The sequence below is a fragment of the Cupriavidus sp. Agwp_2 genome, assembly GCF_040784895.1.
Classification (GTDB): Bacteria; Pseudomonadota; Gammaproteobacteria; order Burkholderiales; family Burkholderiaceae; genus Cupriavidus.
In genome coordinates this window covers 2,673,215-2,694,173 of the sequence record NZ_CP088083.1, presented here as the reverse complement: position 1 = coordinate 2,694,173, position 20,959 = coordinate 2,673,215, and the positions used below count along the sequence as shown (strand labels likewise).

Sequence of the window (20,959 nt, the reverse complement as noted above, 5' to 3'; positions counted from 1 at the left end):
CTCCCCTCTCCCGCTTGCGGGAGAGGGGCAGGGGGCAGGTGGTTTAAACCGCCGGCGCAGCCGGCTCCACGCCCGGCGGCGTCACGTTGAAGCAACCGCGGTACGTCGCATAGAACGAGCAATACAGGATCGCCAGCATCAGCAGCGAATACGGCGTCACCAGGAACGACAGCACCGTCTCCGCCCCGAACGCGCTGAACACCGCTTCCAGGAGGAACGGGATCGCGACCAGCAGCATCGCGAACAGCACGATATAGGTAAAGAACGCCCCGCGATTGCGCCAGCACGCGGTCCAGCTGAAGAACAGCGCCTTGACCGGCGGCACGCCGTGCCAGGCCGCCAGCAGCGGCGCGAACCAGAACATCATCGCGATCGGCGTGTACAGCATCGCGCCGATCAGCATCGCGTAGTAAAGCTGCCGCACCGCTTCGGCCGACGGCGCTTCTTCCTTCAGCACGATCGGCACCAGCGCGCTCATGTCGACCACGGCGCCGGCGATCAGCCCCAGCATGAACACCAGCCCGGCGTAGATGCCGCCCAGCACCAGCAGGTTGCGCGTGGCTTCCTTGCCGTTGGCGCGAAAGCCCGCCAGCAGCACGGTGGGCAGCACGCGCTTGTTCTGGATCACGTCGCGGCATGCGGTCATCACGCCGACCGAAAGCCCCGGCGTGACCACCAGCAGCGCGATGATGCCGATCAGCGGCACCACGATGGCCAGCTGCGCGGCGATCAGGTAGACGAACAGCAGCATCAGGAAGGTCAGCGGGTTCTTGCGGAACAGCCAGATGCCCTGGCGGAACCAGACGTAGCCTTCCTTGGCAGAGACTTCCAGTAGTTGCATACGGATCAGATCCAGGGGAGCGGCCGCGCGGGACTGGCGTCCAGGCGCCGGCGCAGGATGCGTTCGAAATGAGTGGGATCGTGCGGCTGCAGCATGTCGGCCTCGCGCGGCAGGTAGAAGTCCCACAGCCGCGACACCCAGAAGCGCAGCGCGCCCGCGCGCAGCATGTCCTGCCAGTGCGCGGCCTCGGTGTCGGTCAGCGGCCTGACCGCATGATAAGCCCGCAGCATCGCCTGCGCCCGCGCGTGGTCGAGTTCGCCGCTGGCCAGGTCGATGCACCAGTCGTTGACGGTGACCGCCAGGTCGAACAGCCACTTGTCGTTGCCGGCAAAGTAGAAATCGAAGAAACCGCCGAGACGGTGGCGCCCGCTGCCGTCTTCTTCGAACAGCACGTTGTCGCGGAACAGGTCGCAGTGGCACGGGCCTTCGCCCAGGCTCGCGTAGTCGGCGCTGGCGAAGAACGCGGCCTGATGGGCGATTTCCTGTTGCAGCAGCGCGCGCTGGCCGGCATCGAGGAAGGGCAGGACCTCGGGCTCGGTCTGCTGCCACCACGGCAGGCTGCGCAGGTTGGGCTGGCGGCGCGGGTAGTCCTGGCCGGCCAGGTGCATGCGCGCCAGCATGTCGCCGACTTCGGCGCAGTGCTGCGCGTCCGGTGCCAGCTGCGAGGCGCCGGGCAGGCGCGTGACGATGGTGGCGGGCTTGCCCTTGAGCGGGCGCAGGATCTCGCCGTCGCGCGCCGGGATCGGCGCCGGCACGCGAATGCCGCGCTCGGCCAGGTGCGCCATCAGGTGCAGATAATAGGGCAGCTGCGTGAACGACAGCCGCTCGAAGATGGTCAGCACGTACTGGCGTGTCTGGCCATCCTGCTCCATGGTAAGGAAGAAATTGCTGTTTTCGATGCCCGAGGCGATGCCGCGCAGTTCGCGCACTTCGCCAAGGTCGAAATCAAGCAGCCAGCTGGCGATCTCGTCCTGCGAGACCGTGGTGAATACGGCCATACTCGTTGTGTGAAGCGAATCGGAAAGCGGCGGCAAAACAAGGGCCGCCGCCGCGGCATGACTGCCGGAGGGCCGGCGCGGCCCGGTGTTTGCCAGGCCGTGGGTCAGCGTCCCGCCGCCGCTGCGGCCGGGCGCTTGCGTGGTCAGAACTTCAGGTTGACCGAGGGCACGCGGTTGACATCGTGCTCGCGGATCCGGGGCGAGCTGTCTTCCGGCTTGCTCATCTCGTACTTGGTGCCGAAACCCGACTTGACCTGGATATCGGTGGCCCGGCCCTTGTCACGGTACTCGCGCACCTGCGTGCCGTCGCGCTCGTTGAGCTGGAAGCTCGGCTGGCGCGGCTGGTTCAGCTGCGTCTTGGCTGCCGGCGCGATCGGCTGGTTGTTGATCTGGTTCAGTTCCTGCTGCGTCAGTGCGCTGCTTTCCTGGTTGCCCTGGGCCAGCACGGGGGCCGCCAGCGCCAACGTGGCGACAGCTGCGGCCACCAGGCGCAGGCCTGCGGGCAGGGGGTCGTCGGACCGGGCAGAACGGCACGACCGGGTGGAACGGGAGGTCATCAGGGGCTCCTGTGCGGCGTCGCGGCGCGGGGGGCGGCGGGCGGCGCCGCGGCATGCGGCGGTTGGCTGCAACCCGGCGGCGCCGGGCTTGGCAGAACGGACAGGTTCCATTCTAGCAATTCTGCCGTGCCCGGAGGCCGTGCCGTGCCCCGCGGCGCACCCCGCGCAACGCCCGGTGTGCCGGACACGTGGCTTGCGGCGGCAAGCCGGACGGGCCCGGGCCCGGCGGCGCGCTTACAGGTAGAACATCTCTTCCTTGGGCGGGATCGGCTTGTCGCCGCCACGGCGCTCGTAGTAGTCGTAGACCGCTTCGAGCACTTCATGCGGCTCGTCGACGATCTTCATCAGGTCGAGGTCGTGTTCGGCGATCAGGCCCATCGGCAGCAGCGTGAAGCGGAACCAGTCGAGCAGGCCCTTCCAGAAGCGGCTGCCGAACATGACCACCGGCACCGAACGCGACTTGCCGGTCTGCACCAGCGTCAGCACCTCGGCCAGCTCGTCGAGCGTGCCGAAGCCGCCCGGCATCACGATGAACGCGTCCGAGTTCTTGACGAAGGTGACCTTGCGCGTGAAGAAGTGGCGGAAGCGCATGGCAATGTCCTGGTACGGATTGCCCTGCTGCTCGTGCGGCAGTTCGATGTTCAGGCCCACGCTGGCCGACTTGCCGGCGTGCGCGCCCTTGTTGGCCGCTTCCATGATGCCGGGGCCGCCGCCCGAGATGACGGCAAAGCCGGCATCGGAGAACAGCCGCGCGATCTCGATGGTGCGCTGGTAGTAGGGCGAATCCTCGCGCAGGCGCGCGCTGCCGTAGATCGACACGGCCGGGCGGATCTCCGAGAGGTACTCGGTCGCCTCGATGAACTCTGCCATAATCGTGAACATTTGCCACGATGCGCGCGCCTTCTTTGCGGTAGCGCGGTCTTCGTCGGCCAGCGCACGCAGGCTGGGGATCATCTTGCGCGGATTGGCGCGAGCGGCCGCCGCGGCGGCTTTTTCGGCCGCCACTTCGGGAGGATGGCCTGCGGCGGCGGCATCGGCTGCGGCGGCTACGGCCGCGGCGTGTTCGGATGCTGCTTCCGGCGGGGGTTGCACGGTATCGCCGGAGATATCGGAAACATCCGGATCAGCAAGGGGGGCGGTCGAGGCACCGCCCGCAGCGGCACCAGTCAATTTTGAGTCCATGGGAATGTCGGATAGTCCAAAAACACTCTTGCTCGTCGACGGATCGAGCTATTTGTATCGCGCTTATCACGCTCTGCCGGACCTGAGGAATGGAGAGGGTCTGCCCACAGGGGCAATCTACGGCATGATCAACATGCTGCGCAAGCTGCGCAACGATTACCCGGCAGAGTATAGCGCCTGCGTGTTCGACGCAAAGGGCAAGACCTTCCGCGACGACATGTATCCGGCCTACAAGGAACACCGCCCGTCCATGCCGGAAGACCTGGCCCGCCAGATCGAGCCGATCCACGAAGCCGTGCGCGCACTGGGGTGGCCGATCGTGGTGGTGGACGGCGTCGAGGCCGACGACGTGATCGGCACGCTGTCGCGCCAGGCCACCGAGCAGGGAGTGCGTACGGTGGTATCCACCGGCGACAAGGACCTGGCGCAGCTGGTCAACGAGCAGGTCACGCTGGTCAACACCATGAGCGGTGAAGTGCTCGATCCCCCGGGTGTGGCGGCCAAGTTCGGCGTGCCGCCCGAGCGCATCATCGACTACCTGTCGCTGATCGGCGATGCGGTCGACAACGTCCCCGGCGTGCCCAAGGTGGGCCCCAAGACCGCGGTCAAATGGCTGGCCGAGCATGGCTCGCTCGACGGCGTGATGGCCGCCGCGCCGGGCATGAAGGGCGTGGTTGGCGAAAACCTGCGCAATACGCTCGACTGGCTGCCGATGGCGCGCCAGCTGGTCACGGTCAAGACCGACTGCGACCTGAGCAAGGCGGTGGCGGACTTCCATGCGCTGCGCGAGATCGGCGAAGACAAGGACAAGCTGGTCGATTTCTTCCAGCGCTACGGCTTCAAGACCTGGCTGCGCGAAGCCACCGGCGAACGCCTGCCGGATTCACGCAGCCAGGCGCGCGCGCAGGCCCGCGCGGCGGCGGCGCCGGCGCAGGGCGGCCTGTTCGATGCGCCGGCTGCGTCTGCTGGAAATGTGGTCCAGGCCACGGAAGAGAGCGCGCCGACCGAGATCCGCTACGAGACGGTCACCACCCAAGGCATGCTGGAAGACTGGATGCGGCGCATCGAGACGGCACCGCTGGTGGCGATCGATACCGAGACCGATTCGCTCGACCCGATGCAGGCGCAGCTGGTCGGCATCTCCCTGTCGGCGACGCCGGGCGAAGCCTGCTACATCCCCGTGGCGCACCGCGGCCCGGACGTGGCCGGCCTGCCCGAGCATGGACAGCTCTCGCGTGAAGCCGTGCTGGAGCGCATGCGCGCCTGGCTCGAAGACGCCGGCCGCCTCAAGCTCGGCCAGAACCTGAAGTACGACATCCATGTCTTCGCCAACCATGGCGTGACGCTGCGCGGCGTGGCGCACGACACCATGCTGCAGAGCTACGTGCTGGCCTCGCACCGCAACCACGGCATGGACAGCCTGGCCGAACGGCTGCTCAGCCTGAAGACCATCACCTACGAAGAGGTGTGCGGCAAAGGCGCTGGCCAGATCTGCTTTGACCAGATCGACCTGGCGCGCGCCACCGAGTACGCCGCCGAAGACTCCGACGTGACGCTGCGCCTGCACCGCAAGATGTTCCCGCAGGTGGAAGCCGCCGCGGGGCTGCGCCGGGTGTACGAAGAGATCGAGATGCCGGTCTCGGTGGTGCTGCAGAAGATCGAGCGCAACGGCGTGCTGATCGACGCCGAGCGCCTGGCCGCGCAGAGCGCCGAGCTGGGCCAGCGCATGCTGGCGCTGGAGCAGTCCGCCTACGAGGCCGCGGGCCAGCCGTTCAACCTGGGCTCGCCCAAGCAGATCGGCGAGATCCTGTTCAACCAGATGAAGCTGCCGGTGGTGAAGAAGACTGCCAGCGGCGCACCGTCGACCGACGAAGAGGTGCTGCAGAAGCTGGCCGAGGACTACCCGCTGCCCAAGCTGCTGCTCGACTACCGCGGCCTGGCCAAGCTCAAGTCCACCTACACCGACAAGCTGCCCAGGATGGTCAATGCGCGCACCAGCCGCGTGCACACCAGCTACGGGCAGGCCACCGCGGTGACAGGCCGGCTGGCGTCGACCGAACCCAACCTGCAGAACATCCCCGTGCGCACCGAGGAAGGCCGCCGCATCCGCGAAGCCTTTATCGCCGAGCCGGGCAGCGTGATCGTGTCGGCGGACTATTCGCAGATCGAGCTGCGCATCATGGCCCATATCTCGGGCGACGAGAACCTGCTGCGCGCCTTTGCCAACGGCGAGGACATCCACCGCGCCACCGCCGCCGAGATCTTCGGCGTCGAGCGCGAAGCGGTCAGCAGCGAGCAGCGCCGCTACGCCAAGGTCATCAACTTCGGCCTGATCTACGGCATGAGCGCATTCGGGCTGGCCAGCAACCTGGGCATCGAACGCGAGGCGGCCAAGCACTACATCGACCGCTACTTCATGCGCTACCCGGGCGTGGCGCACTACATGGAAGAAACCCGGCAGACCGCGCGCGAGCAGGGCTATGTCGAGACCGTGTTCGGCCGCCGGCTGTGGCTGCCCGACATCAATGGCGGCAGCGGTCCGCGCCGCCAGGCCGCCGAGCGCGCGGCCATCAACGCGCCGATGCAGGGCACTGCCGCCGACCTGATCAAGCTGTCGATGATCGCGGTGCAGGGCTGGCTGGAAGGTGACGGGCTGCAGACGCGCCAGATCATGCAGGTACACGATGAACTGGTGCTGGAAGTGCCCGAGCATGAGCTGGAGCTGGTGAAGGCGCGCCTGCCGGAACTGATGTGCACGGTCGCGCAGTTGCGCGTGCCGCTGGTGGCCGAGGTGGGCAGCGGCGCCAACTGGGAAGAAGCGCACTGAAGTTGTTGAGCTGACAGGTTGAGCTGAAGGTTGAGCTGACAACGTCCGCCCGCCGCTGCATGGTGCTGCATGGTGGTATCGATTGAAGCGACTGCTGAGTCGGTTTATGCGGCTTGCCATGCATGCTGCAATGCAGCAGACTGTGGCCATGCCTCAGGCACGGATTTCACAATACGCATCGGGTAGACCATGACAGAAGCAAAGGCGCACCGCATCGTTGTTGTCGGTGGCGGGGCAGGAGGGCTGGAACTGGTAACCAGGCTGGGCGACAAGCTCGGCAGGAAGGGAACGGCGCAAGTGGTCCTGGTGGACCGCCTGCCCACCCACATCTGGAAACCGCTGCTGCATGAAGTTGCCGCCGGCAGCATGGATCCCAACACGCACCAGCTCGAATACGCGGCACAGGCGCGCTGGCACCATTTCGAGTTCCAGCAGGGCGAGCTGACAAGCATCGACCGCACCAGCAAGACCATTGCGGTGTCGGCCTGCTACGACCAGGACGGTGCCGAGCTGCTGCCCGCGCGCGAGCTGCCGTATGACACGCTGGTGCTGGCGATCGGCTGCGTCACCCATTTCTTCGGCGTGCCGGGCGCCGCCGAACATGCCATCGCGCTCGATACCGTGGCGCAGGCGGAACGCTTCCGCAAGCGCCTGATTGCCGCGTGCGTGCGTGCCCAGAACGGGCGCGGGCGCATGGGCGAGGACGGCCGCCCGCGCGTGGACGTGGCCATCATCGGCGCCGGCGCCACCGGCGTCGAACTGTCGGCCGAGTTGCGCAATACCGCGCATGTGCTCAGCGCCTACGGGCTGCACCGCCTCGACCCGCGCCGCGATGTGCGCATCCATGTGGTCGAGGCCGGCCCGCGCATCTTGCCGGCTTTGTCCGAGCGCGTCTCGGCCGAGACCGCCAAGCTGCTGCAGAAGCTCGATGTCGATGTCTTCACCAGCGAGCGCGTGACCGAGGTCACGCCGCAGGCGGTGCTGACCGCCAGCGGCAAGAACATCGATGCTGACCTGACAGTGTGGGCCGCGGGCATTACCGCGCCGCAGGTGCTGGCCACGCTGGGCCTGCCGACCAGCCGCCAGGGGCAGATCGTGGTCGGCCCGACGCTGCAGAGCGAGGGCGATCCCGACATCTTCGCCTTCGGCGACTGCGCCAGCTGCCCGTGGCCGGAGAAGCAGACCTCGGTGCCGCCGCGCGCGCAGGCGGCGCACCAGCAGGCGACCTTCCTCTACCAGGCACTGTGCGCACGGCTCGAAGGCAAGCCGCTGCCGTCGTTCGGCTTCAAGGACTTCGGCTCGCTGGTTTCGCTGGGCCACTTCAGCGCGGTGGGCAGCCTGATGGGCGGGCTGATCGGCGGCTCGATGTTTATCGAGGGGCTGATGGCGCGCGTCATGTACACCTCGCTGTACCGGATGCACGTGATGGCGCTGCACGGCGCGGTCGGCATGGCGCTGGACACGGTGTCGCACTGGCTGCGCAGCAAGACCAGCCCGCGGGTGAAACTGCACTGAAGCTGCACTGAAAGAGCGCCGTGCAAGCATGAGCACGAAGCGTCATGTCTGCTTAGAATCGGTGGCTGGCGATTTTTGGCGCGCCAGCCACCAACGTTCCTGGAGACACGCATGCTCAAACCAGAAGTAGAAAGCCTCGTCCCCGGCCAGACCTTCGACCGCCGCGGCTTCGTCAAGACCGCGCTCGGTTCCGCCTTTGCCGCCGCCGCCTTGCCGGTGATGGCCCAGCAAGCCGTCAAGACCGATTTCGCCGGCCTGACCGCCGGCGAGGTCACGATTCCGTCCGGCGGCTTCAGCATGCCGGTCTACCGCGCCCAGCCGGAAGGCAAGAAGAACCTGCCGGTGGTACTGGTCATCAGCGAGATCTTCGGCGTGCACGAATACATCGCCGATGTCTGCCGGCGCTTCGCCAAGCTCGGCTACCTGGCGATCGCGCCCGAACTGTTTGCGCGCCAAGGCGACCCGCAGAGCTTCGGCTCCATCCAGGAACTGCAGCGCGAGGTCATCGCTAAGACCCCGGACGCGCAGGTCATGGGCGACCTCGACGCCGCGGTGGCCTGGGCCGGCGCCAATGGCGGCGACGTGTCGCGGCTCGGCATCACGGGGTTTTGCTGGGGCGGCCGCATCACCTGGCTGTTCGCGGCGCACAGCCGGCAGCTCAAGGCCGCCGTGGCCTGGTACGGCCAGCTGTCGCCCGAGCCGACGCCGCTCAAGCCGAAGAACCCGATCGACCTTGTCGGCCAGTTGCATGCCTCGGTGCTCGGCCTGTACGGCGGCAAGGACACCGGCATCCCGCTGGAGCAGGTGGAGAAGATGAAGGCGGCGCTGGCGGCCTCGTCCGACCCGGCCGCCAAGGCCTCGCGCTTCGTCGTCTATCCCGAGTCGGGCCACGCCTTCCATGCCGATTACCGTCCGAGCTACCGCGAGGCGGACGCCAGGGACGGTTGGCAAAAGTGCCTGGCCTGGTTCAGGCAGCACGGCGTGGCGTGATCCTTTCGGGGTGACCCGGCCGACAGCAGGATTGCAAAGTCCCGGCGGATACGTACAATGCGGCCTTTGAGTTGTTGCAACATTGTTGCGTTAGCCGCCCGGCGCAATGCGGGCGGAACGGCGGAGCTGCTTAACCTGCGTAAATAGCTGCGTAAGGGATGGCTGAGAGGCCCGCAGCGCCGCCACCTGGGAGCCCATCATCCATTCGACGCTTTTGTATATCCTGCTCGCCGCCACGATCTCGGGCGTGGGCAGCATCTTCGGGGCGGCGCTGCTGTCGCTGACGGTGGCGTCCCGCGTGGTCGAGCGCATGGTGAGCTTCTCGGTGGGGGTGCTGCTCGCCACCGCGCTGCTGCATTCGCTGCCGGAGGCGTTCGAGTCCGGTGCCGATCCGCGTGCGCTGTTTGGCACCCTGCTGGCGGGGCTGCTGGGCTTCTTCCTGCTGGAGAAGATCTCGCTGCTGCGCCACTCGCACCACCACGAGGGCGACGGGCACCACCACCACCACGGCCATGACCGCGAGGAGGCGGGGCGCAGCGGCCTGACCATCCTGGTGGGCGATACCTTCCACAATTTTGCCGACGGCATCGTGATCGCGGCGGCCTTCCTGGCCGACCCGCACATCGGCGTGGTCACCGCGCTGGCGATCGCAGCGCACGAGATCCCGCAGGAAGTGGGCGACTTCATCGTGCTGCTCAACGCCGGGTTCTCCAAGGCGCGCGCCTTTGCCTTCAACCTGCTGTCGAGCGTGGCCGCCCTCGCCGGCGGCCTGGTGGGGTACTTCCTGCTCGACGAGATGAGCGGCTGGATCCCGTACGTGCTGGTGATCGCCGCCAGCAGCTTCCTCTATATCGCCGTCAGCGACCTGATGCCGCAGATGCAGCGCAAGCCGCGCTGGCGCGAGTCGGCGATCCAGGTGGTACTAGTGGCGGCGGGGATTTCGGCGATCGTCTTTATCACCAATGGCGTGCACGAGCGGCACGGCCACGGGCACGGCAGCGCCGCGCCGGTGGCGTCATCGCACTGAGCGGGCGCTGGCGTCAGGCGGCGCCGGTCGCCACCGGGCGCGCCGGGTCGGCGCACCATTCGCTCCACGAGCCCGGGTAGAGCGCCGCGCCGCCCAGGCCGGCCGCTTCCAGTGCCAGCAGGTTGTGGCAGGCCGTGACCCCCGAGCCGCACTGCATCACCGCCTGCGCCGGCGCACGCTGGCCCAGCACCGCGCCAAATTCCGCTCGCAGCGTTTCCGGTGACTTGAAACGGCCCTCGGCGTCGAGGTTGTCCTTGAAGAAGCGGTTCACCGCGCCCGGGATATGGCCGCCGACCGGATCCAGCGTTTCGTTCTCGCCGCGGAAGCGGTCGGGCGCGCGTGCGTCCACCACCAGCAGCGCGGCGCGGTCCAGGTTGTCGAGCAGCGCGGCTGCTTCCACTGTCGGCACCAGCGACTTGCGGCGCGCGACCTTGCCGGGGAATTCCGGCTCGGGAGCGGCATCATGTTCCAGCGGCAGGCCGGCCTTGACCCAGGCCTGTGCGCCGCCGTCGAGCACGGCGACCTCGTCATGGCCGATCCAGCGCAGCAGCCACCACAGGCGCGCGGCGAACATGCCGCCCTGCGCGTCGTAGGCCACCACCGGGGTGTCGTCTTCCACGCCCAGCGCCTGCAGCCGGGCGACGAAGTCGTCGGCGTCGGGCAGCGGGTGGCGGCCGTTGGAGCCGGTCTTGGGCCCCGACAGCTCGTTGTCCAGGTGCAGGTAGAACGCGCCTGGCAGGTGCCCGGTGTGGTAGGCCTCGCGGCCCGCGGCCGGATTGGCCAGGTCGAAGCTGCAATCGATCACGACGCAGCGGCCCGGGCCGGCCAGCAGCGCCTGCAGTGCGGTGACGGAAATCAGCGGTTTCTGCATGGGAATCCTGTAGCGAGCCAAAAAGCATGAGGGGGGAAAAGCTTATGCGATGCTACACCTCGGGATGCACTTCCGCCTCGGGCGACTTGACCGGCGTGGCCGGCGTCGGCTTGGCGTCGGTGCCCTGGCGGGCGCGCATCAGCGTGGTGGCAATACCGCTGGCGATGATCAGCCCCATGCCCAGCCACGACAGCCAGTTGAGCTTGTCGGACCAGATCAGCATGCCCCAGATACTGGAAAAGACGATGCCGGCATACTGCAGGTTGGCGGTCAGCAGGGTGTTGCCGCGCTTGTACGCGCGGGTCATCGCGGTCTGGCCCAGCGTGGCCAGGATGCCGATAGCCAGCAGCAGGCCCGCGCCATACCAGGTGTGCGGGCTGACCCCGCTGAACAGCATCCACACCAGGCCGGCGACCATGCCGACCAGCGAGAAATAGAACACGATGCGGCCCTCGGGCTCGCCCAGCTGGCCGAGCTGGCGGACCTCGACATAGGCCAGTGCGGTAAAGACCCCGGAGATCAGGCCGACCAGGCCGCCGGTGAGCTGGTCCTTGCCGACCGAGGGCTGCAGCAGGCAGATCACGCCGGCGAACGACAGCAGGATCGCCAGCACCAGGCGCCGGTCGGCATTGCCGGCGGTGCCGGCCAGGGCCGCGCTGGCACCAAGGATCAACGCAATCCACACCGGCGACATGTAGTTCAGCGTCATCGCCGTGGCCAGCGGCAGCAGCGTGATCGAGGTGAACCACAGCATCAGCGCGGTGACGCCGAATACGCTGCGCTTGATATGCGACAGCATGTACGGCGTGCGCACCGGCACGCCGCGCGACGACAGCAGCACCCACATGATGAGCACGCTGATCAGGCCGCGGTAGAACACGATCTCGCCCGTGGTGTACAGGTCAGATGCCAGCTTGACGCCTACCCCCATCAAGGAGAACGAGAAGGCGGCGAACAGCATCCAGAGCGATTGCATGGCGGGGGCGGGAGGTGGGAAGGGGCTGGGAAGGTGTTGCGAGGGTCGTGCTCGTGCGCAAGGCGCGGTGGCCCGGCGTTGCGGAGCAATGATTCTATCAGCGCACATCGGGCCGCAAGGCAAAACGGACCGCCGTGGCGGTCCGTCTTTGCGCGAGCCGTGCGGTTATCGCGCTGGCCGGCGTATTAGCGTATTAGCCAGAGTAAGACATGGCGCGGCGATACCACTCGTGGAAGTGCTGCATGCCATCTTCCATCGGCGACTGGTACGGCCCGACCTCGCTGGTGCCGCGCTTCATCAGCGCCAGGCGGCCCGCGTCCATGCGTTCGGCGATCTCGTCGTCCTCGATGCAGGTTTCCATGTAGGCGGCACGCTCGGCCTCGACGAACTCGCGCTCGAACAGCGCGATTTCCTCGGGGTAGTAGAACTCCACCACATTGCGCGTCTTGCGCGGGCCCAGCGGGTGCAGCGTCGAGATCACCAGCACGTTCGGGTACCACTCCACCATGATGTTGGGGTAGTAGGTCAGCCAGATCGCGCCGTGCTTGGGCAGCACGCCGTTGTTGAAGCGCAGCACCGCGTCGTGCCATTTCTGGTACGTCGGGCTGCCGGGACGCTTCAGGCCGGCATGCAGGCCCACGGTCTGCACGCTGTGCCACTCGCCGAACTCCCACTTCAGGTCGTCGCACGAGACAAAGCTGCCGAGCCCCGGGTGGAACGGCACGACGTGGTAGTCCTCCAGGTAGACCTCGATAAAGGTCTTCCAGTTGTAGTCACAGTCGTGCACCTCGACGTGGTCGAGCATGTAGCCGTCGAAGTTCAGGTCCTGCGCCACGCCGAGCCTGGCCAGGTCGGCACGAACGTCGCGCTTGCCGTCGAACAGCAGGCCGTTCCAGTTCTGCAGTGGCGAGCGCTTCAGGTGCAGGCAGGGTTGCTGGTCGAAATGCGGCGCGCCGAGCAGTTCGCCCTTGAGGTCGTAGGTCCAGCGGTGCAGGGGGCAGACGATGTTCTGCCTGTTGCCGCGGCCATTGAGCATGATGGCCTGGCGGTGGCGGCACACGTTGGACATCAGCTCGACACCGGCGGCGTTGCGCACCAGCATGCGGCCCTCGTCCTCGGCCTTGAGCGTGTGGTAGTCGCCGACCTCGGGAACCATCAGTTCGTGGCCGACGTAGCCCGGACCTTGCCTGAACAGCAGTTCCAGTTCTTGTTGGTGCAGCGCTTCGTCGAAGTAGACGCCGACGGGCAATTGCGTATCAGCCGGCGCCAACTTAAGCGCGGTGCTGAGATTGGACATTATCCCCACTCCCAGATGAACAGGTGAAAGCAGTGAACAACCCAACCATCGAAAATTGAATCGATTTGGGAAACACGGCCGGGGGTTGGAAGCATTCCATAGGGACCCCTGCGGCGAACGGGGGATTGTACCCGAGCCAAAAAGTTAAGGGCCTGATTTTTTTGCCTTTTTAGCGAAAAAGTCGACCCGGGTCGTCATCGGGGTGCCGTTCCGGGCGCATTCGTAAAGACGACCCGAGCGCACAAGTCACATATGCCCCGACAGCACTCCTTTGCCACTCCTTTGCGGTCCACTCGTGCATGCTCAAGGATGGGGCAAGCGCCGGCTTTGGCGTAAAATCCGGGCTTCCCCATCCGGGTTTTCCCCCGGCGCCATATTCTCAGGGCCCTACATGCCAAAGACGACGACCGCTGCGGTCCAGACCGAAGACACCACCACGGCCTCCGCGCCTCCTGCTTCCTATGAAGCGGCGATGGCCGAACTCGAGACCCTGGTGGCCAGCATGGAGAGCGGCGAACTGCCGCTCGAGGCCTCGCTGGCGGCTTACCGACGCGGTGCCGAGCTGGTGCGCTACTGCCAGCAGAAGCTGGAGCGCGTGGAGCAGCAGGTCAGGGTGCTGGAAGGCGAGGTGCTGAAGCCGCTCGCCGGCGAAGGCAACGGGGCCAATGGCGCGCAGGGGGCGGACGAGGCATGACCGATTTCGCCCAATGGATGCAGGCGCAGGGCGCTCGTACCGAAGCCGCGCTGCAGGCGGCGTTGCCCGATGCCAACACCGTGCCGCATACGCTGCACGAAGCCATGCGCTATGCTGCACTGAGCGGTGGCAAGCGCGTGCGGCCGCTGCTGGTGCATGCCGCCGGCGAGGTCAGCAGGGCCGACCCCGCCGCCTGCGATGCCGCGGCCTGTGCGGTGGAGATGATCCACGCCTACTCGCTGGTGCACGACGACATGCCGTGCATGGACGACGACGACCTGCGCCGCGGCCGGCCCACCGTGCACAAGGCGTACGACGAGGCCACCGCGCTGCTGGTGGGCGACGCGCTGCAGACCCAGGCCTTCATCGTGCTGGCCGGCGCCGAAGCGGTGACGCCCGCGGCACGGCTGAAGCTGGTGGCAGAGCTGGCGCAGGCATCGGGCTCGACCGGCATGGCCGGCGGCCAGGCGATCGACCTGCAGAACGTGGGCCGCGCCATGACGCGCGACGCGCTCGAGGCCATGCACCGGATGAAGACCGGTGCGCTGCTGCGTGCCAGCGTGCGCATGGGCGCGCTGTGTGGCGAAATCGACAGCAGCGGGCTGGCCGCGCTGGACAAGTATGCAGCGGCGGTGGGATTGGCGTTCCAGGTAGTTGACGATATTCTGGACGTCACCGCGGATACCGCCACGCTGGGCAAGACCGCCGGCAAGGACGCCGCGCACGACAAGCCGACCTATGTGTCGCTGATGGGGCTGGCAGCGGCGCGGGACCTGGCCGGGGCGCTGCGCACCGAGGCGCATGCGGCGCTGGCCGGCTTCGGCAGCCGCGCGGCCCGCCTGGCCGACCTGGCGGACCTGATTGTGCTGCGCACACACTGAAATGACGAGCCGGACGAAAGAAACCGGCGGCCGAACGGAAATCATGACCTACGCACTCCTAAAGAAGATTGACGCCCCCGCAGACCTGCGCAAGCTCGACCGGCGCGAGCTCCAGACGCTGGCGGATGAACTGCGCGCCTATGTGCTGGAGTCGGTCTCGCAGACCGGCGGCCACCTGTCTTCGAACCTCGGCACGGTCGAGCTGACCATCGCGCTGCACTACGTCTTCAACACCCCCGATGACCGGGTGGTGTGGGACGTGGGCCACCAGAGCTACCCGCACAAGATCCTGACCGGGCGCCGCGAGCGCATGGGCACGCTGCGCCAGTGGGGCGGTATTTCGGGCTTCCCGCGCCGTAGCGAGAGCGAGTACGACACCTTCGGCACCGCGCATTCGTCGACCTCGATCTCGGCCGCGCTGGGCATGGCACTGGGCGCGCGCACGCTGGGTGAGAAGCGCGTCTCGGTGGCAGTGATCGGCGACGGCGCCATGACCGCGGGCATGGCTTTCGAGGCGCTGAACAACGCCGGCGTGTACAAGGACCTGCCGCTGGTGGTGGTGCTCAACGACAACGACATGTCGATCTCGCCGCCGGTGGGCGCGCTCAATCGCCATCTGGCGCGGCTCTTGAGCGGCCAGTTCTATGCGGCCACCAAGAAAGGCATCGAGAAGGTGCTGTCGGTGGCGCCGCCGGTGCTGGAATTCGCCAAGCGCTTCGAGGAGCACGCCAAGGGCATGATGGTGCCGGCGACGCTGTTCGAGGAATTCGGCTTCAACTACATCGGCCCGATCGACGGCCACGACCTGAATTCGCTGGTGCCGACGCTGCAGAACATCCGCGAGCGCGCGCTGGAAGGCGCCGGCCCGCAGTTCCTGCACGTGGTCACCAAGAAAGGCCAGGGCTACAAGCTGGCCGAGGCCGATCCGATCCTGTACCACGGCCCGGGCAAGTTCAACCCGGCCGAGGGCATCCGCCCGGCGGCCAAGCCGGCGCGCAAGACCTACACCCAGGTGTTCGGCGAATGGCTGTGCGACATGGCCGCCTCCGACAAGCGGCTGGTTGGCATTACCCCGGCGATGCGCGAGGGCTCGGGCATGGTCGAGTTCGAGAAGCGCTTCCCGGATCGTTATTACGATGTCGGCATTGCCGAGCAGCACGCGGTGACCTTCGCCGGCGGCCTGGCCTGCGAAGGCCTGAAGCCGGTGGTGGCGATCTACTCGACCTTCCTGCAGCGCGGCTATGACCAGCTGATCCACGACGTGGCGCTGCAGGACCTGCCGGTGGTGTTCGCGCTGGACCGCGCCGGCCTGGTCGGCGCCGACGGTGCCACCCACGCGGGTGCCTACGATATCGCCTACCTGCGCTGCATCCCCAACATGATGGTGATGACGCCGTCGGACGAGAACGAGTGCCGCCAGTTGCTGACCACGGCATTCCACCAGAATTGCCCGACCGCGGTGCGCTATCCGCGCGGCTCCGGCCCGGGCGCGGCAATTGCCGCCGAACTGGCCAGCGTGCCGGTCGGCAAGGGCGTGGTGCGCCGCGAAGGCGCTGCGCGCGCCGGCCAGCGCGTCGGCTTCCTGGCCTTTGGCTCGATGCTGCATCCGGCCCTGGGCGCCGCCGAGGCGCTGGATGCGACCGTCGCCGACATGCGCTTCGTCAAGCCGCTCGACGTGGAGCTGGTCAAGCGCCTGGCCGCCGAGAACGACTTCCTGGTCACGGTGGAAGAGGGCAGCGTGATGGGCGGCGCGGGCAGCGCGGTGCTCGAAGCGCTGGCCGAAGCCGGCATCGATGTCCCGGTGCTGGTGCTGGGCCTGCCCGACCGCTTCGTCGACCATGGCGACCCGGCCTACCTGCTGCAGCAGTGCGGGCTGGATGCGGCCGGCATCGAGCGTTCGGTGCGCGAGCGCTTTGGCCTGGACCAGCCCAAGGTTACGGTCGCTTCGCGCGTAGCCTGACCGCGGCCGGCGTATTCCCGGCGGGTGGCTGAGATCACCCGCGCCGGCTAAGGGGATTCGGCCCTCGGCAACGAGTGCGTCCGAATTCCCTTAAACTCCCCTTTTTTTGTGTTCGCAGCTGCGGGTCGGCGCGCCCAGTGCCGGGTCCCGTGGTTTCACACTCGTTGCGCGGCTTGGATGGACTGCGAAAATGCCGCGACCGTAAGGACCTGTGCCAATCGCTCAACCGCTGGCGCAGCCCTGGAGGAAACCGTAGATGAATGACATCAATCCCGCCTTCGTGATGCCCGACGTCCAGTCGAGCCTCGACACCCGCCAGATCCCCATCCAGCGCGTCGGTGTCAAGGGCGTGCGATATCCCGTGACCCTGAAGACCCCGACCGGCATCGTGCCGAGCGTGGGCACGTTTAACCTCGACGTGCACCTGCCGGCGGACCAGAAGGGTACGCATATGTCGCGTTTCGTGGCGCTGCTGGAAGAAGAGCGCGCGCCGCTGGAGCTGGCCAGCTTCCGCCTGCTGCTCGACAAGATGCTCGAAAAGCTGGAAGCCGAGGCGGGCCGCATCGAGGTCACCTTCCCGTATTTCATCAGCAAGATCGCGCCGGTGTCCGGCGTGCAGTCGCTGCTGGACTACGAGGTCACGCTGACCGGAGAAGTGCGCAACGGCCAGACGCGCGTGTTCCTGAAGGCGATGGTGCCGGTGACCAGCCTGTGCCCGTGCTCGAAGAAGATCTCGCAGTACGGCGCGCATAACCAGCGCTCGCACATCACGATGGACGTGGAGCTGGCCGAAGAGCTGCCGGTGGAAGCGCTGGTGCGCATGGCCGAGGAAGAGGCGTCGTGCGAACTGTGGGGGCTGCTCAAGCGTCCCGACGAGAAGTTTGTCACCGAGCGTGCGTACGAGAACCCCAAGTTCGTCGAAGACCTGGTGCGCGACATCGCGATGCGGCTGAATGCGGATGACCGTATCGTGGCCTATGTGCTGGAGGCGGAGAACTTCGAGTCGATCCACAACCACAGCGCGTATGCGGTGATCGAGCGGGACAAGCGGGTGAACTGATCCCCTCGGTTGCGGAAACCGTCGCTGATATGAAAAAGCCACCGCATGCGGTGGCTTTTTCTTTGGCGAGAAAACTGTCAGGCCGCGGACGGCAGCCGGATATCCGCCAGGTCCCACCTCGGCGTCACGCCATAGCCATACTCGCGCCGGGCCAGTTCCGGCGCGGCCTGCAAGCGCATCGCGCCGGCAAACGCAATCATCGCGCCGTTATCGGTGCAGAACGCCAGGTCCGGGTAATAGACGTCGATCCTGCGTTGCCTGCCGAGCTGGTCCAGCCGCTCGCGCAACTGGCGGTTGGCACCGACGCCGCCCGCCACCACCAGCCGCTTGTGGCCGGTCTGCTTCAGCGCCGCGAACGACTTGGCCGCCAGCACATCGACAATCGCATCGACAAAGGCCCGCGCCAGGTTGGCCCGATCCTGCTCGCAGGTATTGGACAGCTTGCGGGTTTGCGTCAGCACCGCGGTCTTCAGCCCCGCGAAGGAAAAATCGAGGTTGCCCGAATGCAGCATCGGCCGTGGCAGTGCGAATGCGCCAGGCGTGCCGAACTCGGCCAGCCGCGACACTTCCGGCCCGCCGGGATAACCCAGGCCGAGCAGCTTGGCGGTCTTGTCGAAGGCCTCGCCAGCGGCATCGTCCAGGGTCTCGCCCAGCAGCGTGTAGTCGCCGACGCCGCGCACATCCATCAGCTGGGTATGCCCGCCCGACACCAGCAGCGCCACGAACGGGAACGGCGGCGGCTCGCGCGTCAGCAGCGGCGACAGCAGGTGGCCCTCCAGGTGGTGGACGCCTACCATCGGCACATTCAGCGCGAAGCCCAGCGCATTGGCCACCGAGGCGCCGACCAGCAGCGCGCCGGCAAGGCCCGGGCCCTGGGTAAAGGCGATGGCGTCGATGTCCTTGCGGGTGCGGCCGGCGTCGGCCAGCACCTGTTCGAGCAACGGCAGCACACGGCGGATATGGTCGCGCGAGGCGAGTTCGGGGACCACGCCACCATAGTCGCGGTGCATGGCGATCTGCGAATGCAGTGCATGCGCCAGCAGGCCGGCCTCGGTGTCATAGAGGGCCAGCCCGGTTTCGTCGCAGGAAGATTCGATGCCGAGGACAAGCATGAGGAAGAAGCTGAAGGCCGCCGCAACGGGCGAAACGGCCGTTGAAACAACAGGTTGCAGGAAGCGCGCAGGGTAGCACACCGGCGCGGCGCGTGCTTTTCGCTACAATCTGCCCTTTCTTGAGCGGTGGCAACAGATGGATTGGCGAGGCAAGCAATGAGCGGGGCGACGGGAACCCGGATGGGCCGGTATGACGTGGCCGTGCTGGGCGCGGGCGCGGCCGGCATGATGTGCGCCGCCGTCGCCGGCCAGAACGGCGCCAGCGTGGTGCTGGTCGATCACGCCACCAAACTGGCCGAGAAAATCCGCATCTCCGGCGGTGGCCGCTGCAACTTCACCAACCTGCAGGCGGGTCCGGCCAACTACCTGTCGTCCAATCCTCATTTCTGCCGTTCGGCACTGGCCCGCTACACGCCACCGGACTTCCTCGACCTGATGCGCCGCCACGGCATCGCCTGGCATGAAAAGCATCGCGGCCAGCTGTTCTGCAATGACAGCGCCGAAGACGTGATCGCCATGCTGCGCGCCGAATGCGACACCGGCCGCGTACGTTGGCAGGCCGGCTGCTCGGTGACGGAAATCCGCCGCGAGGGCGATGACTTCCTGTTATTGACCTCCACCGGCACGGTGCGCGCTGGCGCGCTGGTGGTCGCCACCGGGGGGCTGTCGATCCCCAAGATCGGCGCCACCGACTTCGGCTACCGCATCGCGCGCCAGTTCGGGCTGGGCATCGTTGAAACCCGGCCGGCGCTGGTGCCGCTGACCTTCGACGGCAAGGACTGGGCCCCGTTCGCACCGCTGGCCGGCGTGTCGCTGGAAGTGGATATCGCCACCGGCAATGGCAAGACGGCCGGCGCGTTCCGCGAAGACCTGCTGTGGACCCACCGCGGGCTGTCCGGCCCGGCGGTACTGCAGATTTCGAGCTACTGGAAGCCCGGCACGCCGATCGCCATCGACCTGTTCGACGGCGAAGACGCGGCGGACTGGCTGCTGGAGCAGAAGGGCGGCAGCCGCAAGCACCTCGGCAACCTGCTGGCGCAGCGGTTGCCGTCGCGGCTGGCCGACGCGTGGTGCGCGGCCGCCGGCGTCGATGCCACCATGCCGCTGCACGATGTCACGGACAAGGCGCTGCGCAAGCTTGGCGCATCGCTCAACGACTGGCGCATCGTGCCGTCTGGCACCGAAGGCTATCGCAAGGCCGAGGTGACGATCGGCGGTGTCGATACGCGCGCGCTGTCCTCGGCGACGATGATGGCGCGCGAGGTGCCAGGGCTCTACTTCATTGGCGAAGTGGTCGATGTCACCGGCTGGCTGGGCGGCTACAACTTCCAATGGGCCTGGGCGTCTGCCGTTGCGGCGGGCAAGGCGGTAGCGGAGGCCAGCCGCAGCGCCGCCGCGGGGCAGTCAGTGGCCTGAGCGCCGGTCTGTTTGAGCCAGGGCGTCGTTTTTCCAGTGTCCGCTGCGCGCCACTTCCGGGCTCCGGGCTTGGTGCTACAATCCAGAGCTTCGTAAAGCCGCTATCCCGAAAATCGAAGCTGTACTGACCGGGCCTTGCGCTTGCACCAACCCGCTGTGGCGCACGCTTCGGCGGGTTTTTGCGTTATGGGCCTTGCAGCGAGCGGCTCCCGCCGCCACCTGTGAGTGTCCGCCCACTTTCTGGAAGATCACGATGTCCCTCAAAGCCCGTATCAGCGAAGACATGAAGAACGCCATGCGCGCCCGCGAAGCGGAGCGCCTCGGCACCATCCGCCTGCTGCTGGCCGCGATCAAGCAACGCGAGGTCGACGAGCGCACGGAGCTTGACGATACCGCCGTGCTGGCCGTGGTCGAGAAGCTGATCAAGCAACGCAAGGACTCGATCTCCCAGTTCCAGCAGGCCGGCCGCAACGACCTGGCCGACAAGGAACTGGCCGAAGTCGAGGTGCTGAAGATCTATATGCCTGCCGCGCTGTCCGAGGCCGAAGTCGCCGCCGAGGTCCAGCAGGCGGTAACCGCCACCGGTGCCGCCGGCCCGCAGGATATGGGCAAGGTCATGGGCGTGCTCAAGGGCAAGCTCGCCGGCCGTGCGGACATGACTGCCGTGTCGGCGCTGGTCAAGGCAGCGCTGGCTCCGAAGTAAGTGTTGATTTAATCAGATATAGTTGTGATGCATGCCGGATCGCCGGGATTCG

The 20,959-nt window shown here is 67.0% G+C and carries 18 protein-coding genes; 10 read left to right on the top strand and 8 right to left on the bottom strand.

All coding sequences use genetic code 11. The annotated features are described in order from the left end of the window. Positions 1-43: 43 nt before the first annotated feature. The 4 genes from LPA45_RS12645 to LPA45_RS12630 all read right to left on the bottom strand — a co-directional run bounded on the left by LPA45_RS12645 (position 44) and on the right by LPA45_RS12630 (position 3,578). A complete protein-coding gene (locus tag LPA45_RS12645; RefSeq protein WP_116320856.1) occupies positions 44-841 on the bottom strand; it encodes a BPSS1780 family membrane protein in 798 nt (265 codons plus the stop codon). Between the two features lie 5 nt (positions 842-846). Next, entirely contained in the window at positions 847-1,839 is a 993-nt protein-coding gene (locus LPA45_RS12640; protein ID WP_116320857.1) for a homoserine kinase, read from the bottom strand. 143 nt (positions 1,840-1,982) lie between these two features. After that, on the bottom strand, positions 1,983-2,396 hold the full coding sequence (locus tag LPA45_RS12635) for a hypothetical protein (RefSeq protein WP_116320923.1): 414 nt from the start codon (positions 2,394-2,396) through the stop codon (positions 1,983-1,985). Between the two features lie 234 nt (positions 2,397-2,630). After that, entirely contained in the window at positions 2,631-3,578 is a 948-nt protein-coding gene (locus tag LPA45_RS12630; RefSeq protein ID WP_232353319.1) for a TIGR00730 family Rossman fold protein, read from the bottom strand. A 4-nt stretch (positions 3,579-3,582) separates the two neighbouring features. Here LPA45_RS12630 and polA point away from each other — a divergent pair, with 4 nt between their 5' ends. From polA to LPA45_RS12610, 4 genes are all read left to right on the top strand, one after another. Then, a complete protein-coding gene (gene polA / locus LPA45_RS12625) occupies positions 3,583-6,405 on the top strand; it encodes a DNA polymerase I (protein ID WP_317924145.1) in 2,823 nt (940 codons plus the stop codon). 189 nt (positions 6,406-6,594) lie between these two features. After that, positions 6,595-7,920 (top strand): NAD(P)/FAD-dependent oxidoreductase, encoded by a 1,326-nt coding sequence (locus tag LPA45_RS12620; RefSeq protein WP_317924146.1) that lies wholly within the window; start codon positions 6,595-6,597, stop codon positions 7,918-7,920. Between the two features lie 111 nt (positions 7,921-8,031). Beyond that, on the top strand, positions 8,032-8,910 hold the full coding sequence (locus LPA45_RS12615; RefSeq protein ID WP_317924147.1) for a dienelactone hydrolase family protein: 879 nt from the start codon (positions 8,032-8,034) through the stop codon (positions 8,908-8,910). A gap of 214 nt (positions 8,911-9,124) precedes the next feature. Further along, on the top strand, positions 9,125-9,937 hold the full coding sequence (locus LPA45_RS12610) for a ZIP family metal transporter (protein ID WP_233528196.1): 813 nt from the start codon (positions 9,125-9,127) through the stop codon (positions 9,935-9,937). A gap of 13 nt (positions 9,938-9,950) precedes the next feature. Here LPA45_RS12610 and LPA45_RS12605 read toward each other — a convergent pair whose 3' ends face one another. The 3 genes from LPA45_RS12605 to LPA45_RS12595 all read right to left on the bottom strand — a co-directional run bounded on the left by LPA45_RS12605 (position 9,951) and on the right by LPA45_RS12595 (position 13,081). Continuing rightward, on the bottom strand, positions 9,951-10,808 hold the full coding sequence (locus LPA45_RS12605; RefSeq protein WP_317924148.1) for a sulfurtransferase: 858 nt from the start codon (positions 10,806-10,808) through the stop codon (positions 9,951-9,953). A 52-nt stretch (positions 10,809-10,860) separates the two neighbouring features. Beyond that, a complete protein-coding gene (locus LPA45_RS12600; protein WP_317924149.1) occupies positions 10,861-11,784 on the bottom strand; it encodes a DMT family transporter in 924 nt (307 codons plus the stop codon). Positions 11,785-11,977: 193 nt separating this feature from the next. Next, positions 11,978-13,081, bottom strand: coding sequence for an aromatic ring-hydroxylating dioxygenase subunit alpha (locus tag LPA45_RS12595; RefSeq protein WP_116320864.1), 1,104 nt, complete (start codon positions 13,079-13,081; stop codon positions 11,978-11,980). Positions 13,082-13,472: 391 nt separating this feature from the next. Between LPA45_RS12595 and LPA45_RS12590 the strand changes: the two genes are divergently transcribed. The 4 genes from LPA45_RS12590 to folE2 all read left to right on the top strand — a co-directional run bounded on the left by LPA45_RS12590 (position 13,473) and on the right by folE2 (position 17,676). After that, on the top strand, positions 13,473-13,775 hold the full coding sequence (locus LPA45_RS12590; protein WP_317924150.1) for an exodeoxyribonuclease VII small subunit: 303 nt from the start codon (positions 13,473-13,475) through the stop codon (positions 13,773-13,775). After that, positions 13,772-14,656, top strand: coding sequence for a polyprenyl synthetase family protein (locus tag LPA45_RS12585; protein ID WP_317924151.1), 885 nt, complete (start codon positions 13,772-13,774; stop codon positions 14,654-14,656). Before LPA45_RS12590 ends, LPA45_RS12585 begins: the two co-directional genes overlap by 4 nt. A 43-nt stretch (positions 14,657-14,699) precedes the next feature. After that, on the top strand, positions 14,700-16,616 hold the full coding sequence (gene dxs, locus LPA45_RS12580; protein ID WP_317924152.1) for a 1-deoxy-D-xylulose-5-phosphate synthase: 1,917 nt from the start codon (positions 14,700-14,702) through the stop codon (positions 16,614-16,616). A gap of 256 nt (positions 16,617-16,872) precedes the next feature. Continuing rightward, entirely contained in the window at positions 16,873-17,676 is an 804-nt protein-coding gene (gene folE2 / locus LPA45_RS12575) for a GTP cyclohydrolase FolE2 (protein ID WP_317924153.1), read from the top strand. A 77-nt stretch (positions 17,677-17,753) separates the two neighbouring features. Here the strand turns inward: folE2 and tsaD are convergent, their stop codons facing one another. After that, the gene (tsaD, locus tag LPA45_RS12570) at positions 17,754-18,788 is read right to left on the bottom strand and encodes a tRNA (adenosine(37)-N6)-threonylcarbamoyltransferase complex transferase subunit TsaD (RefSeq protein ID WP_317924155.1); all 1,035 of its coding nucleotides are present in this window, start codon (positions 18,786-18,788) and stop codon (positions 17,754-17,756) included. 156 nt (positions 18,789-18,944) lie between these two features. Between tsaD and LPA45_RS12565 the strand changes: the two genes are divergently transcribed. Continuing rightward, complete coding sequence (locus LPA45_RS12565; protein ID WP_317924156.1) at positions 18,945-20,204, top strand: NAD(P)/FAD-dependent oxidoreductase; 1,260 nt, start codon at positions 18,945-18,947, stop codon at positions 20,202-20,204. Positions 20,205-20,457: 253 nt separating this feature from the next. Further along, the gene (locus LPA45_RS12560) at positions 20,458-20,907 is read left to right on the top strand and encodes a GatB/YqeY domain-containing protein (protein WP_317924158.1); all 450 of its coding nucleotides are present in this window, start codon (positions 20,458-20,460) and stop codon (positions 20,905-20,907) included. The last annotated feature ends 52 nt before the right edge of the window (positions 20,908-20,959 follow it).

Bases quoted from the DNA above. Each gene is read 5' to 3' on its own strand.
- LPA45_RS12645 (WP_116320856.1), bottom strand. From the start codon at position 841: ATGCAACTACTGGAAGTCTCTGCCAAGGAAGGCTACGTCTGGTTCCGC.
- LPA45_RS12640 (WP_116320857.1), bottom strand. From the start codon at position 1,839: ATGGCCGTATTCACCACGGTCTCGCAGGACGAGATCGCCAGCTGGCTG.
- LPA45_RS12635 (WP_116320923.1), bottom strand. From the start codon at position 2,396: ATGACCTCCCGTTCCACCCGGTCGTGCCGTTCTGCCCGGTCCGACGAC.
- LPA45_RS12630 (WP_232353319.1), bottom strand. From the start codon at position 3,578: ATGGACTCAAAATTGACTGGTGCCGCTGCGGGCGGTGCCTCGACCGCC.
- polA (WP_317924145.1), top strand. From the start codon at position 3,583: ATGTCGGATAGTCCAAAAACACTCTTGCTCGTCGACGGATCGAGCTAT.
- LPA45_RS12620 (WP_317924146.1), top strand. From the start codon at position 6,595: ATGACAGAAGCAAAGGCGCACCGCATCGTTGTTGTCGGTGGCGGGGCA.
- LPA45_RS12615 (WP_317924147.1), top strand. From the start codon at position 8,032: ATGCTCAAACCAGAAGTAGAAAGCCTCGTCCCCGGCCAGACCTTCGAC.
- LPA45_RS12605 (WP_317924148.1), bottom strand. From the start codon at position 10,808: ATGCAGAAACCGCTGATTTCCGTCACCGCACTGCAGGCGCTGCTGGCC.
- LPA45_RS12600 (WP_317924149.1), bottom strand. From the start codon at position 11,784: ATGCAATCGCTCTGGATGCTGTTCGCCGCCTTCTCGTTCTCCTTGATG.
- LPA45_RS12595 (WP_116320864.1), bottom strand. From the start codon at position 13,081: ATGTCCAATCTCAGCACCGCGCTTAAGTTGGCGCCGGCTGATACGCAA.
- LPA45_RS12590 (WP_317924150.1), top strand. From the start codon at position 13,473: ATGCCAAAGACGACGACCGCTGCGGTCCAGACCGAAGACACCACCACG.
- LPA45_RS12585 (WP_317924151.1), top strand. From the start codon at position 13,772: ATGACCGATTTCGCCCAATGGATGCAGGCGCAGGGCGCTCGTACCGAA.
- dxs (WP_317924152.1), top strand. From the start codon at position 14,700: ATGACCTACGCACTCCTAAAGAAGATTGACGCCCCCGCAGACCTGCGC.
- folE2 (WP_317924153.1), top strand. From the start codon at position 16,873: ATGAATGACATCAATCCCGCCTTCGTGATGCCCGACGTCCAGTCGAGC.
- tsaD (WP_317924155.1), bottom strand. From the start codon at position 18,788: ATGCTTGTCCTCGGCATCGAATCTTCCTGCGACGAAACCGGGCTGGCC.
- LPA45_RS12565 (WP_317924156.1), top strand. From the start codon at position 18,945: ATGAGCGGGGCGACGGGAACCCGGATGGGCCGGTATGACGTGGCCGTG.
- LPA45_RS12560 (WP_317924158.1), top strand. From the start codon at position 20,458: ATGTCCCTCAAAGCCCGTATCAGCGAAGACATGAAGAACGCCATGCGC.